The sequence below is a fragment of the Saliphagus sp. GCM10025334 genome, from assembly GCF_042663485.1.
Taxonomy (GTDB): domain Archaea; phylum Halobacteriota; class Halobacteria; order Halobacteriales; family Natrialbaceae; genus Natronosalvus.
Genome location: NZ_JBHTAF010000001.1, coordinates 172,747 through 185,078, shown reverse-complemented (window position 1 = coordinate 185,078; position 12,332 = coordinate 172,747). Strand labels below are relative to the sequence as shown.

The window sequence follows — 12,332 nt, the reverse complement described above, 5'->3', positions numbered from 1 at the left end:
TATCAGGCAATCTCCCGACCGAGGTCGTTGGCCAGCGTTTGTTCGGCGTCTTCGGCCATCGCTTCGGCCGAGTCGTAGTTGTCGACGACGTAATCCGCGAGGAAATCGCCCATCCGATCGTACACCTCGCGGTGATCTGCGGTCAGCCGCATCGTCGGGATGTCGGCGGCGACGTCGACGATCGGTTCGTACGTATCCCCGCCGAAGAACTCCTGTTCCTGTTCCCACCAGTCGTCGTCGTAGGTGGACTCGAGCGGCGGGAAGATGCCTGCTTCCTGGGCGATTGTCATCACCTGCTCTTCGTTCGTCAGCGCGAAATCGAGGAAGTCCCACGCGCGGGCGACGGTCTCCGGTTCCTTGTGGTTGGGAATGACCATGTTCGAGCCGCCGTGGTTCGTCGCACGGCCGCCGCCCTCGGTGACGGCAGGCGGGAGGTGGATTCCCCACTGCCCCTCCATGTCGGGAACCGTACCGATGAGTGCGCCGGCCATCCACGCGCCACTGGTGACCGTTGCGATCTGGTTTCCGGAGAGACCCGTAACCCACGGTTCGGTGAACTCCTCCTCGTCGATCGCCGTGTCCGTCTCGTACAGTTCCTTGATGAGTTCGGCTGCTCGGCGGGTCTCCTCGGTGTTGATCATGAGGTTTCCCTCCTCGTCGTAAACCTCGCCGCCTTGCTGGCGCAACAGCATCTCCCAGCGCCACTCGAGGACGCCACTTCCCATCCCCATCCAGGACACGTCGTCGGGCAGTTCGGCTGCGTACTCGATGACGTCGTCGTACGTCTCGATGTCCTCCGGCGAGATACCGATCTGGTCGTAGAGTTCCCGATTGTAGAATGTAACGACGGGCGCGATGTCGATCGGAACGCCGTACCGACCGTCGCCGGTGTCGTCCGAGAGCATGTTCCACGTCCAGTCGACCATGCCGTCTACGGTTTCTTCGTCGAGCTCGCCCTCGAGATCGACCAGCCCGCCCGTACCGATGAGCTGGTTCGTCCACCGACCTTCGTAGGCGCCGACGTCGGGACCGCCGTCGCCGGCCGCGACTGCCGCCTGCTGAGAATCGTGGAGTTCGCCGTAGCCGAGTTCCTCGACCTGGATGTCGACGTCGTCGCCGGTCTCTTCTACGTACTGTTCGGCGACCACCTCGAGACCGTCGGGTTGCGTCCCCAGACTCCATATCTGGAGGCTGTCGGACAGCTCCGCGTCGGTCGGAACGCCACTTGCGTCCTGTTCGCCGGGGTTGTCTCCGAGTCCGACACACCCTGCGAGCGCCGCTGCCGTCGCACTTGCTCCCATGACACCCACGAGTTCGCGCCGTGAGATGCTGGAGTCACCTCTGCGTGACATACACTACCCTGCTCATAGTCTGTCGTAATAAATGTTACTACTATGATGACGGGAAGGGTGGTAACGCTCACTCGTCACCTCGTCCGTTCGCCCTACTCACGACGGCCTCGGCACGAGGACTGCTGCTAAATCGAATTCTGGAACGGCTGCAGTAGTGCTTCATACGCCTGCGCACCCTCGAAGCGGGGACGACCGCAGTCTTTATTTCCTCCGTGGTTCTGCATGGCGTATGGCTCAAAAACGAGTCGATAGCTCGGGGACTAGAGTCCCCGATCCGGACGCAATTCTGGACGAACTCTCCCTGGAGGAGAAAGCCGGCCAGCTCGTCGGGACGTGGGTCGGATCGATGGGTGAGGACGTGACGATCGACGATGCCAAAACGATGATCCGAGATCACCACCTCGGTACCGTCGCAGCCTTCGGTATCGGCGTCTCGTGGTTTCACGACCCCGAACGCGTCGCCGAGGTGGCAAACGAGATGCAACGTGCCGCCGTCGAAGAGACCGACCACGGAATTCCGCTCTTCATTCCCGTCGACGCGGTCCACGGTCACGGCTACGTCGATCACGCGGCGGTCTTTCCCCACGGGCTCGGCCTGGCCGCGACCCGCCGGACACCGCTCGCACGAACCGCGGGGCGGATTACCGCGACCGAGATGCGCGCAACTGGCGCGAACGTCAACTACGCTCCGACGGGCGACGTCGCCCGGGATCCCAGGTGGGGACGAACCTTCGAGACGTTCGGAGAGAGTCCGCTGCTCTGTGGCGCGTTCGCCGCCGCAACCGTCCGCGGCCTCGAGTCAGAAGGCGACCACCGCGTAGCCGCGACGATCAAGCACTTCCCGGCGTACGGCGATCCGACCGGTGGCGAGGATACGGGCGCCGTCGAGTGCGATCCAGCGACGCTACACCGTACGTTTCTCCCGCCGTTCGAAGCCGCGATCGACGCCGGGGTCTCGCTGGTGATGCCGTGTTACAACGCCGTCAACGGTGATCCTGCCCACGGTTCTGCCCACATATTGACCGAGCTCCTGCGAGAACGCCTCGGGTTCGACGGCGCCGTCGTCTCCGACTGGGGCGGCGTCGATCACTTACACGAGGATCACCGCGTCACGCGCGACCGACGCGACTCCGCGCGGCGAGCGATTACCGCCGGCCTCGACAGCATCTCGATCGGACGTGCCGAGTACGCGGCGCACGTCCGCGACCTCGTCGAGAGCGGCGAACTCCCACAGTCCCGCCTCGACGACGCCGTTCGCCGCATTCTCCGACTCAAGGTCGACCTCGGTCTGTTCGACGACCCCTACGTCGATCCCGGGGCCGCGACGGAGACCGTCGGTGCACCCGAGCACCGCGCCGCGGCGCTCGAGGCCGCCCGTGAGTCCCAGACCCTGCTCAAAAATGACGGCGTCCTCCCGCTCGATTCCGAGCTCGACGAGGTGCTCGTCACCGGCCCGAACGCCGATTCGCTACGCAACCAGTTGGGCGGCTGGAGCGTCCAGCAGCCGGTGACCGACGCAGGGACGACCCTGCTCGAGGGCGTCGAAGCCGCGGCCGACGAACGGACGACCGTCCGGTACGAGCGCGGCGCGGGCATCGACGAGCCAGACGATGTCGACGCCGCCGTCGACGCTGCGGCTGACGCGGACGTCGCCGTCGTTGCCCTCGGAGAAAACTGGTACTACCACGAGTTCGGTCCCCAGCAGGTCGCCGGCGAAACCGGTGCGTTCCCGACCCGAACGCAACTCGAACTCCCGGACGCCCAGCACGACCTCCTCGAGCGAATCCACGGCACGGGAACGCCGACAGTGCTCGTCCTGATCACCGGCCGGCCGCTCGCGGTCGAGTGGGCGGCTGCGGAGGTTCCGGCGATTCTCATGTCCTACTACCCCGGTAGCGAAGGGGGAACGGCGATCGCGGAAACGTTGTTCGGCGAGCACAATCCGTCGGGACGACTTCCTATCTCAGTTCCGAGGTCGACGGGCCACCTCCCGTCGCATTTCGACCAGCTCGCCCATCCGACACCGATCGGCGACGACGAACATCCCGATTCGTACGACCCGCTTTTCCCGTTCGGCCACGGACTGAGCTACACCGACTTCGAGATTCGCGACCTCGAGGCGGCTGATTCGTCGATCGGTCCGGGCGAATCGGTCTCCGTCTCGGTCACCGTCGAGAACGTCGGCCATCGGGACGGTTCCCGGGCGCTCGACGTGTTCCTGCGCGACGAGGTCTCCTCCCGTGTCCGACCCGTCCGAGAACACGTCGCCTTCGAGAAGATCGACCTCGACGTCGACGAATCAGCGACCGTCGACGTGACGATTCCAAACGACGCACTCGCGGTCATCGATTCCGACGGACGGAAGACAGTCGAACCCGGAACCTTCACCCTCTTCTGTGGCGACCAGTCCACGACCGTCGACGTCGACTCAGCGTACTGATCGGCGGCGCTACGCTCCCGGCGTTTCGCCGCGATACGTTTTGAGGTGATGTGGTGACGCAGCGAACTCAGGCGGGCCTGCCGTTCGACAGTTCGATTCCTGTCACCCGTCTTTTTTGTAGTTCGGTTACTATTTTTTGGTGTCCGCTCGGGAAGGTCCCTTCTGCCGGTTATCGAGGAGAATAATCGATATTGGACATGTCTCGATTGTTAGTGGTACGTCACTGAGTGGTCGCTCTGCCCGAAATAGGAAGATTTTACCGAAACTGCCGTGGGAGATACCCTATGGATACCGACACGCTGCGACGGGCGCTCGAGGAAGGTGGGCTCACCGAGTACGAGGTCGACGCCTACCTGACACTCCTCGAGGTGGGGTCGTCGTCCGTCGTCGGCATCGCCGAGCGATCGTCCGTTCCGGCACCGCAGATCTACGAGACGATCCGCAGCCTGGAGGACCACGGCTTCGTAGAGACGATCGAGCGGGACAAGCTCCACGCTCGAGCCCGCGAACCCGTCGAGATCATCGACCAGCTTCGCGAGAAGAGCCAGATGCTGGCCGACGCCGCAGACGAGGTCGAGGATCGGTGGGAACGCCCCGACGCACAGGACTTTCGGGTGAACGTTCTCAAGCGTCGCGAGAGTCTCGTAAACAACGCTCGAGAAGCGATCGAGGACGCGACCGTGTCGGTAGAAGTGGCCGCCACGCCAGTGCAACTCGAACAGCTCCAGCCAGCATTGCGGGACGCGGACGATCGCGGCGTCAACACCTGGGTCACGCTCTGCGGGGAGGAGCCGTCGATCGACCCGCGGGACGCGGGCGTGTTGCAGGTTCGCTGGCGGGCCCTTCCTGGGCCGTTCATCGCCATCGTCGACCGACGGCGGGCGTTCTTCGCGCCGGCCATCCACCACGGCGAACCCTACGGAATCGTCATCAACGATGACATCCTCACGCTGGTGCTCCACTGGTTCTACTTGACGCTCATCTGGCTGCCGAGCAACCGGCTGTACGTCGATCCGAATCGGCTCCCGACGTATGCGAGTATCGAGGGGTTCATTCTCGACGTCGCGCCGTTGTGGCACGACGGTGCGGCGATCGACGTGCGGGTGCTCGGCCAGCAGCCGGAAACCGGCGAGTACACCGAAGTCAGGGGTGAACTCTCCTCTATCACCGTCGATGGCGGAACCGTCCCGCGTCGTAATCCGACCGTCACCGAACTCTCCGGCTACGCGACGCTCGTCGTCGATTCCGGGAGCCGACAGTACACGATCGGTGGCTGGGGCGCCGTCTTCGAGGACGTCGAAGCCGAAATCATCACTGTCGAAGGGATCGCGTTTCCCGACCCATGAATTACGCGCTTATGTCTGTAATGGGTCCGATTACAACCGCTCCTCCGTAATCGAACGCGTCGACATCGCGTCCGTTCGCCCCGGTCCGTTGCCACACTCCGAGTGAAGCTGTGCCGGCGGAGACTCTTCAGAAACCATTGTATAATAAAAGTTATGTCTTTATTATCCATATGCTGATAATAAAGAATGTAATGAATTTATATCCTTAGTGACTGGCACGATCCTTAGGCGTAGTTGTATTGTGTGATATTGCCAAACTATTCTAACATCCACCGATCGCAACTCGTGAGGCTGAATAGCGGTTGACGGATTTTGAGCGTATGCAGCCTCTTTTCGAGGGATCTCGTCCGACGTAATCGAATTGAACGATTGTTCTACTCGAGAGAGAAAACAGTCAGATAGTTCCAATCAGCGACGAGAAACCGGTGGTGAGACGATTCGTTCTTCTTGATTATTTAGGTACGTCGACGGCATTGGGTCGGTAGCTCGTCGTCCCTGCCCTTCGACATCGAGAGCAACTTTTGTTCTGCTAATATTGCAATATTTACCCAATATCATCCGTATTCTACCTTGGGAGCTATTTACAATGGCGACCTGTAATGGCTTCTCTACTACAGGTCTACAGAATACTATAATTATGGTGTATGTGGTGACAAGTTTATTAATATAGCCAGACGGCCGGTCGATTACCACGGAAGTTTTCACTCACCTATTGGCGGTCCTTCCCGAAACCGGACCGCGAAACGGACCGATTCCCGACGTTATTCGCCGTCGACGGAAAGCACTATCTTGCCGGTGAGGCCGCCCTCCTCGACCATCTCGTGGGCCTTCGCCACGTCCGACAGCGGCAGGACCGAATCGATCACGGGCTCGAGACGCCCCTGTTCGACGAGCCGACGCAGTCCGTCGAGGGGGCGTCGATCGCGCTCGAGGAACAGCATCTCCACGGTCAGGTTCTTCTGGTAGGCGGTGCCCCACTCGCCTTCCGGCTCGAGGATCGTGACCAGCCGTCCGTAGGGCTTCGTGATGTCGGTACTCTCAACCAGCGTCTCGCCACCGACGGTGTCGAAAACCAGGTCGACTGGTTCGTCGAACGACGACTCGATCTCGTCGACGAACGCCTCCGACTCGTAGTCGATGGCGAGCGTCGCGCCGAGGTCTTCGGTCTGTTCGACGGTCGCGGGACTCGTCCTGGCGGCTACCCGTGCGCCGGCGGCGTCGGCAATCTGAACGGCGTGGGAACCGACGCCGCCAGCGCCGTGGATCAGCACCGTCTCGCCAGCGGTCACGTCACCACGTTCGACGATTGCCTCCCACGCGGTCCCGCCCGCGAGCGGGAGCGCCGCCGCCTCTTCGTGGGATAACGACCCGGGCTTACGGGCGACGATCGACTCGTCGGCGACGTGATATTCGGCGTAACTACCCTGTTCGCCGAAGATTTCGGGGGTGTAGAACACCTCGTCGCCCGCCTCGAAGTCGGTGACCTCGTCTCCGATCGCTTCGACCACGCCAGAGACGTCGTATCCGATTATGGTCGGCGGAGAGATCCCGGCCCACGAACCCGCCTGCCGAACTTTACAATCGACGGGATTGACCGACGAAGCGCGGACACGAACCAGGACCTCGGTCGGCCCCGGAGTTGGCTGATCGACCTCACGTCGTTCGAACACCTCGGTACCGCCGAAGTCGGTGATAACCATCGCCTCCATGCGCGGCCGTACGATCAGTGGTGCCGTATACGTTGGCCCTGCTGGAACCACTTGCTCGTCCCCCGTCTGCGGACCGAGTCAATCGTCGCAGTCCACCAGTTTGGGCTGATTGCGCTTCCAGTCTCTATTGCGTGGCCTCTCATCTCTACGTCAACTGAGCCCCACTAGACGGGCTCACCGAACGTTGCGCTTTGAGCGCGTGGGACGATTACAAGTGAGTGGGAATCGCGACGAAATTGATAATACTCGCACCACCACGACAACCTGTCGCGCTATCTACCGTGCGCGACAGTATCGATCCGATCAGTACCCACCTAGTAAACAACCTCGGGCGCGGTGGCCCGAGGCTTTTCTAATTTCCTCAGCCGTGCGCTAGCACTCCCTGTTCCGCAAGGGAACGGGATGAGGTTGGGCGGCTTACGTGCCCCGACCCGGACAGACGCACCAACCGCACCTGCGGTTGGGTTTTGTGAGTCCGGTAATTCGTACCGTTACCGTCGAATTTCGTCGTCTCGCGCCACGCGATGTTCACCGACGCATTCCGATCAGCGTGGTCTTGCACCACGTCACACTCGTCGTTCGTACAGCGGAACCGGCATCCCTGCCGATACCCACGTTCGCCACAGCACGAACACGTCTGTGAGTTGTAGTACGCGTCCACCGTATCCGTCGGAATCTCTCGCCACGTCGCCTTGTACGAGACAAATTTCTCGAACTTGTGGAACGGTAGTTTGTGCAACCGACGGTTCAAATACGTCCCGTACTGCATTTTGTCGCGGATACCGCTCATATCCTCGAACACGATAACCGGGTTCGAGAACTGTTCTGCGAACTCCACGACAGCACGGGAGAGACGATGGAGTGTCCATTCGGTGAATCGCTCTTCTTTGTCACCGAGTTTCTGATGGATACTGGTCTTGCCGTGTTCCTGACAGCGAGTGGTGATAGTGTGGTAGCGTTGACGTTCCTGCTTCACCCGTCCGTAGTCGAGGACGAGTGTGCCCTTCGTCTGCATCGTCTGGCGGTCGAGGGCGGTGAGAGCGACGTTACGCTCGTTGATGTCTACGCCAACCACAGTATCAGCGGTGTCGGATTCGGGCACGTCTAACTCGCGTTTGACCGTGACGTGTAGGTAGTACACGCCATCTCGGTACAGGAGTTCGGCCTGCCCCACATCCACCTCCTTCGACGTGATGGCCTCACGAAGTTCGTCCATCGCGCCCGGTTCACCGCGCAGATGCCCCTTCACTTTCTTGTAGGGTTTCGGGCTGATGCGAAACTGGACGCGGTTCGTGTCGTCGTCCACGGTGAGGCGGTAGCCTTCCGTGTGCGCCATGACGAGCGGGTACGCACCAGATTTGTCCGTACTCGGCGGCGTCGGCTTGCCACCATCAGGGTCATCTTGATTCTCCCACCACTCTTTGAGCGATTGATAGGAGTCCCATGTTTGGAGGGCTTTGCCGACGACCGCGCACTTGTTGTTCCGCAAGAAGTCGTCGCGGTCAACCTCTCGTTGTATTTCGGTGCGATTGTACCCTTGTTGTTTGAGGCGGATGGTTTGGTTGAATATCTCGCGTGACGCTAGGCGGGCGTCGTGAAGCCACGACCGCTCACCAGACGCCATGTGAAGGCGCGTCTGAATCGTCTTCGTGGCTTCTTCACCCATACTTTGACGGTTGTCCCGATTAGTCATAAATGTAGGGATTAGGGATGGAAGAGTACCGAAGTCATGCACATTCGGTTATTTCCTGCAAGTATCACTTCGTGTGGTGTCCGAAGTATCGCCACTCAGTTCTCGATGTAGTGGAGAGCGACGTGAGAGAGTTGTTTGGTGAGACTGCTGGCCACTTCGGGCACGAGATTCTGGCGTTGGAGATTGCAGACGACCACGTACACCTGTTCGTGCAAACTGACCCGAAGCACAGTCCGGCGGACATCGCTCGGCAATTCAAGTCGTACTCTGGCAAGCACTTGCTGGAGCGGTATCCCGAAATTCGAGAGGCGTATTTCTGGGGTGGTGGGTTCTGGAAGGTCGGGTACTACGTGGGGTCGACAGGAGCGGTATCGGAGGAAGTGGTTGAACGGTATATCGAGGAGACGGAACACGCGCCGGAGTGACGCGCTTCACCCCCGCCCACGGTGGGGTGGGGAACTCGCGCTGTTTTTCCTTTAGACCCTGACCTTGGATTGGTGACGGGTACCTTCCTCCCCGTCGCCAGTTCAGTTGCGATGTTTTAGACGGTGGTACGCTCTGGTCAGTCACATCTAAACATAGTGACGAGCCATACAGTCTCAGACGCCGGTTTGTCGTGGATGAGCCGACGGCGGCAGCCGAGCGATTCCGAAAGCTCGTCGACGACGTCGTCTGCATCAAATCGCCAACGTAGTTCAGTGCAGGTGGTCGGGTTTCTACCACAGTCGGCCAGCCTTCAGATACGGAGGGAATAACGTGGCCCAACGATGAATCGAGTTCGAGGTGGCGCGTGTCAGTTACCAGTCACCGGTCACCAGTCACCGTCACCGCCTCTCGATCCGAGCAACCCGGGCATCCCCGCTCGAGCGCTCGATGTGAACGTTGAACTGCTCGTGATCCGCCTCCGTCCGAACGATCCAGTACCCGCCCTGTTCGTACGGTTCCTCGAGCACGGTCACGTCCTCGTGACCTTCACTGGCGAGCACGTCTCGAGCGATTTCGATCGCGCGTTCGGCGGTTTCGACGCCGGCCTCCGCCGCCGTTCGCGTCACCAGCACCGACGCGTCTGCCCCACGCAGGACGCGCTCCGTAACGCTACCGATCAAGAACCGATCGAGACCGCGTCGATCGTGTGTCCCCATCGCGATCAGGTCCGCACCGTGTTCGTCGGCGTACTCGAGAATGCACTGGTGCGGTGACCCTTCCTCGATGGCCGTGACGACGTCGACGCTCTCCGGCGCCCGGCGGGCCGCTTCCTCCGTTACAGTCTCGCCCTCTTCTCTAAACGTTTCGGACAGTTCCTCCTCGGACGCTTCGAACGAGTAGTTTTGCTCCACGTCGATGACGTAGAGCACGTGAACGGTCGCATCGAAGCGCTCGGCTACCTCGTAGGCCTGTCCAACGGCACTGTTTGCGGCGTCGCTTCCATCGGTCGGCAGCAGAATCGTTTGGTACATACTCGACCGTCATCGGCCTCCCTCATTATATTCTTGGGCCGGTTTTGAACCCTAGTCGAAGTGAATTAGCGGTTTGATGATCCCGTCTTCTTCTCTCCATCAGCTGGACTGCTCGAGGTCGCCGAGGACTTTCGAGCGTCGGTGGCAACGTCGGCGCCCCTGCAGTCGTCCGTTCGCGAATTTACTCGACGAGATCGGGTTCTCGCCTCTCGTCCAGCAGCCGTCCCTCTCTGCGATTGGGAACCAACGGAGAGGGATATATTCTCAGCTGCCGTATAAGAACCATGAACAGTATCCTCAAGGTCGCTGTGAGTGTGTTCGTCGGCCTTCTCGGTCTTCTCGTGGTCGGGGTCGGCGTGAGCGAGGCCCTCGACCCCTACGTCTGGCCCTCCGTGATGCTAGGGCTCCCTGCCGGCCTCGTGTCCGGAATCGTGCTGGCCGTGCTCACGTATCAGGGCGTCACGTACCGGGAAGAAGTCGCTGACACTGGCCGAGCCACTGCACGGACGGTGGGTCGCCTCCGGCCGACGGCAGCGGGAATCGTCGGGTTCGTCGTTGGTGGTGGACTCGCGGCGGTGGTTCTCTGGACGCAGGCGGTTGGCCTCGCAACAGCGATGATATTCGGGGGTCTCCCCGTCGGAATTATTGCGGCGGTGCTAGCCGCGTTGCTCGTCTTCCGGCGTAATGGGACGAGCAGCGCATCATCCGGATCCCCTCCGGCGAAATCGCCGTAAGCCCGCTCTTCCCGGCGATGACGATTGATACGGAAAGAGTTTCGGCGGGTACCCCTAGAGCCGGCGCGAGTGGTTACTAGATGCCGTACAAGAGCTCCACTCCGATAGGTGAGGGGATCACCGCGCAGAACCCATATAGCGCCCGAGGAACTACTAGCAGCTAATGGACGATTCTGCGTCGGCACAGACCCAGCCACGAATCTATACCGCCCCACGGACGGATATCTCGCAAAATCAGGGGAAGTTCCGAATTCACTTCAACTTCCCTGGTCGCGCTGTACCGGACCACCACGACCACGGCTACGGTCCGCTCGCGACCGTCGTCGAGTCGTTCATGGACCCGGGCACGCTGATCCGGATGCACCAGCACCGCAACGAGGAGAGCATTTCCTGGGTTCCCAACGGCGTGATGCGCCACGACGACCGTCAGGGCAACGAACTCGTCACCGATCCCGACTACCTGATGGTGATGAACGCCGGCAGTGGCTTCTGGCACGCCGAGGAGACACTCGCCGACGACCCGCCGCTGCGAATGCTCCAGATCTTCGTCCGCCCGCACAGCCTCGACCTCGAGCCCGGCATCCAGCACGAGCCGATCCCCGACCCGGTCGCCGGCGAGTGGCGCCCCCTGTTCGGCCCCGAGGAGACTGACGCCCCGTTGTACGTCCGCAACGATGTCGACTTCTACGACTGCCAACTCGACGCCGGCGCAACGACCACGCTCCCATCGCGGCCGGGATGGTACACCTACCTTTATGTCTTCGACGGAGCAGTCGACGTCGGAAATGAGCCAGTGGGGTACACTGAGAGCGCACTCGTGCCCGACGACAGCGACGTAACTGTCACCGCAACCGAGGACTCCACCATCGTCGCGTTCAACATCAACCCCGACGCTCCGGTCACGCGCCAGGGCACTATCGGCCGCTGAAACTCCGGAGAACCAGCCGTCGTGAGTGTTTCTTTGCCCTCCAGAGAGGGTGAGGGCTCTATCGAGAGTTCTCAGCCCGAGGTGACTTCATGTAAGTCAACAACAAAGTGCCGACAACGTCTCAATCGACGACATTCCAGTCGATATCGCGAACACGCAATCAGGCGACGTCGATCCCACCGACGTTCCCGACAAAATCGAGTCGATCACCCGTGGGCTCGCTGGTGGTACGTCCATGGCAAAGGCGGAACGGATCCCGTCTTCCGGTGGGCCATCGAATGGGCGCGTCACCTTGCGACCGACACGCCCAGCGACGCCGAGCTGTTCGACGAGTTCCTCGAGTACCTGATTGCGGTCGGCTTCGCTGAGGAAACACACGAACTCCGCTGACCCAAATCTGCGTTCTGAATTGACGCCTTGAGAGTGACTCAATTACTCCGTCCAACGTCAAAATCGAGGATCTGACCAGGTGACTTCAAGATCAACCAGACCGGGTTGACTCATGCAGGAACAACCGTTCTAATCAGTTCAACGAGTATCTGGATGAAGACAACCGCCGGTGCGAGCGCGTTGCCCGACGGGAGCGCGAGCGACAGTGGGAGGAAGACCAGTGAGTTTCGCGTTGCGGAGGTGAACACTGGAACCGAGTTCATATGCGTTTAGGACGTAGTAG

9 protein-coding genes and 2 pseudogenes are annotated in these 12,332 nt (G+C 60.9%); 6 read left to right on the top strand and 5 right to left on the bottom strand.

Translation table 11 applies throughout. The features are described from left to right. Positions 1–2: 2 nt before the first annotated feature. Positions 3–1,352 (bottom strand): extracellular solute-binding protein, encoded by a 1,350-nt coding sequence (locus ACFQO4_RS00840; RefSeq protein WP_500259119.1) that lies wholly within the window; start codon positions 1,350–1,352, stop codon positions 3–5. A gap of 229 nt (positions 1,353–1,581) precedes the next feature. Between ACFQO4_RS00840 and ACFQO4_RS00835 the strand changes: the two genes are divergently transcribed. Both ACFQO4_RS00835 and ACFQO4_RS00830 read left to right on the top strand, forming a co-directional pair. Further along, positions 1,582–3,792, top strand: a complete 2,211-nt coding sequence (locus ACFQO4_RS00835; RefSeq protein ID WP_500259118.1) for a glycoside hydrolase family 3 N-terminal domain-containing protein — start codon at positions 1,582–1,584, stop codon at positions 3,790–3,792. Between the two features lie 284 nt (positions 3,793–4,076). Next, positions 4,077–5,138 (top strand): TrmB family transcriptional regulator, encoded by a 1,062-nt coding sequence (locus ACFQO4_RS00830; protein WP_500259117.1) that lies wholly within the window; start codon positions 4,077–4,079, stop codon positions 5,136–5,138. A 761-nt stretch (positions 5,139–5,899) separates the two neighbouring features. On the opposite strand, the gene ACFQO4_RS00825 is transcribed toward ACFQO4_RS00830, so the two are convergent. Next, the gene (locus ACFQO4_RS00825) at positions 5,900–6,847 is read right to left on the bottom strand and encodes a zinc-binding dehydrogenase (RefSeq protein ID WP_500259116.1); all 948 of its coding nucleotides are present in this window, start codon (positions 6,845–6,847) and stop codon (positions 5,900–5,902) included. Positions 6,848–7,208: 361 nt separating this feature from the next. Then, a complete protein-coding gene (locus tag ACFQO4_RS00820) occupies positions 7,209–8,513 on the bottom strand; it encodes an RNA-guided endonuclease TnpB family protein (protein WP_500260432.1) in 1,305 nt (434 codons plus the stop codon). 44 nt (positions 8,514–8,557) lie between these two features. Between ACFQO4_RS00820 and tnpA the strand changes: the two genes are divergently transcribed. Beyond that, the gene (tnpA, locus tag ACFQO4_RS00815) at positions 8,558–8,965 is read left to right on the top strand and encodes an IS200/IS605 family transposase (RefSeq protein ID WP_500259115.1); all 408 of its coding nucleotides are present in this window, start codon (positions 8,558–8,560) and stop codon (positions 8,963–8,965) included. Between the two features lie 399 nt (positions 8,966–9,364). On the opposite strand, the gene ACFQO4_RS00810 is transcribed toward tnpA, so the two are convergent. After that, positions 9,365–9,997, bottom strand: coding sequence for a universal stress protein (locus tag ACFQO4_RS00810; RefSeq protein WP_500259114.1), 633 nt, complete (start codon positions 9,995–9,997; stop codon positions 9,365–9,367). Between the two features lie 284 nt (positions 9,998–10,281). Between ACFQO4_RS00810 and ACFQO4_RS00805 the strand changes: the two genes are divergently transcribed. The 3 genes and pseudogenes from ACFQO4_RS00805 (at position 10,282) to ACFQO4_RS00795 (ending at position 12,049) form a co-directional block, all read left to right on the top strand. Further along, positions 10,282–10,731: a DUF8147 domain-containing protein gene (locus ACFQO4_RS00805; RefSeq protein ID WP_500259113.1), complete on the top strand. Its 450-nt coding sequence runs from the start codon at positions 10,282–10,284 to the stop codon at positions 10,729–10,731. Between the two features lie 163 nt (positions 10,732–10,894). Next, positions 10,895–11,659 carry a pirin family protein gene (locus ACFQO4_RS00800; protein WP_500259112.1) on the top strand — a complete coding sequence of 255 codons (765 nt, stop codon included), beginning with the start codon at positions 10,895–10,897 and terminating at the stop codon, positions 11,657–11,659. 124 nt (positions 11,660–11,783) lie between these two features. Beyond that, positions 11,784–12,049: pseudogene (locus ACFQO4_RS00795) on the top strand (DUF8013 domain-containing protein). A 38-nt stretch (positions 12,050–12,087) separates the two neighbouring features. Here the strand turns inward: ACFQO4_RS00795 and ACFQO4_RS00790 are convergent. Further along, positions 12,088–12,297, bottom strand: a pseudogene (locus tag ACFQO4_RS00790) (arsenic resistance protein); the annotation flags it as partial. Positions 12,298–12,332: the final 35 nt, after the last annotated feature.

What these genes read in the sequence shown, in the direction of transcription:
- ACFQO4_RS00840 (WP_500259119.1), bottom strand. Translation starts at nt 1,352, where the DNA reads ATGTCACGCAGAGGTGACTCCAGCATCTCACGGCGCGAACTCGTGGGT.
- ACFQO4_RS00835 (WP_500259118.1), top strand. Translation starts at nt 1,582, where the DNA reads ATGGCTCAAAAACGAGTCGATAGCTCGGGGACTAGAGTCCCCGATCCG.
- ACFQO4_RS00830 (WP_500259117.1), top strand. Translation starts at nt 4,077, where the DNA reads ATGGATACCGACACGCTGCGACGGGCGCTCGAGGAAGGTGGGCTCACC.
- ACFQO4_RS00825 (WP_500259116.1), bottom strand. Translation starts at nt 6,847, where the DNA reads ATGGAGGCGATGGTTATCACCGACTTCGGCGGTACCGAGGTGTTCGAA.
- ACFQO4_RS00820 (WP_500260432.1), bottom strand. Translation starts at nt 8,513, where the DNA reads ATGGGTGAAGAAGCCACGAAGACGATTCAGACGCGCCTTCACATGGCG.
- tnpA (WP_500259115.1), top strand. Translation starts at nt 8,558, where the DNA reads ATGGAAGAGTACCGAAGTCATGCACATTCGGTTATTTCCTGCAAGTAT.
- ACFQO4_RS00810 (WP_500259114.1), bottom strand. Translation starts at nt 9,997, where the DNA reads ATGTACCAAACGATTCTGCTGCCGACCGATGGAAGCGACGCCGCAAAC.
- ACFQO4_RS00805 (WP_500259113.1), top strand. Translation starts at nt 10,282, where the DNA reads ATGAACAGTATCCTCAAGGTCGCTGTGAGTGTGTTCGTCGGCCTTCTC.
- ACFQO4_RS00800 (WP_500259112.1), top strand. Translation starts at nt 10,895, where the DNA reads ATGGACGATTCTGCGTCGGCACAGACCCAGCCACGAATCTATACCGCC.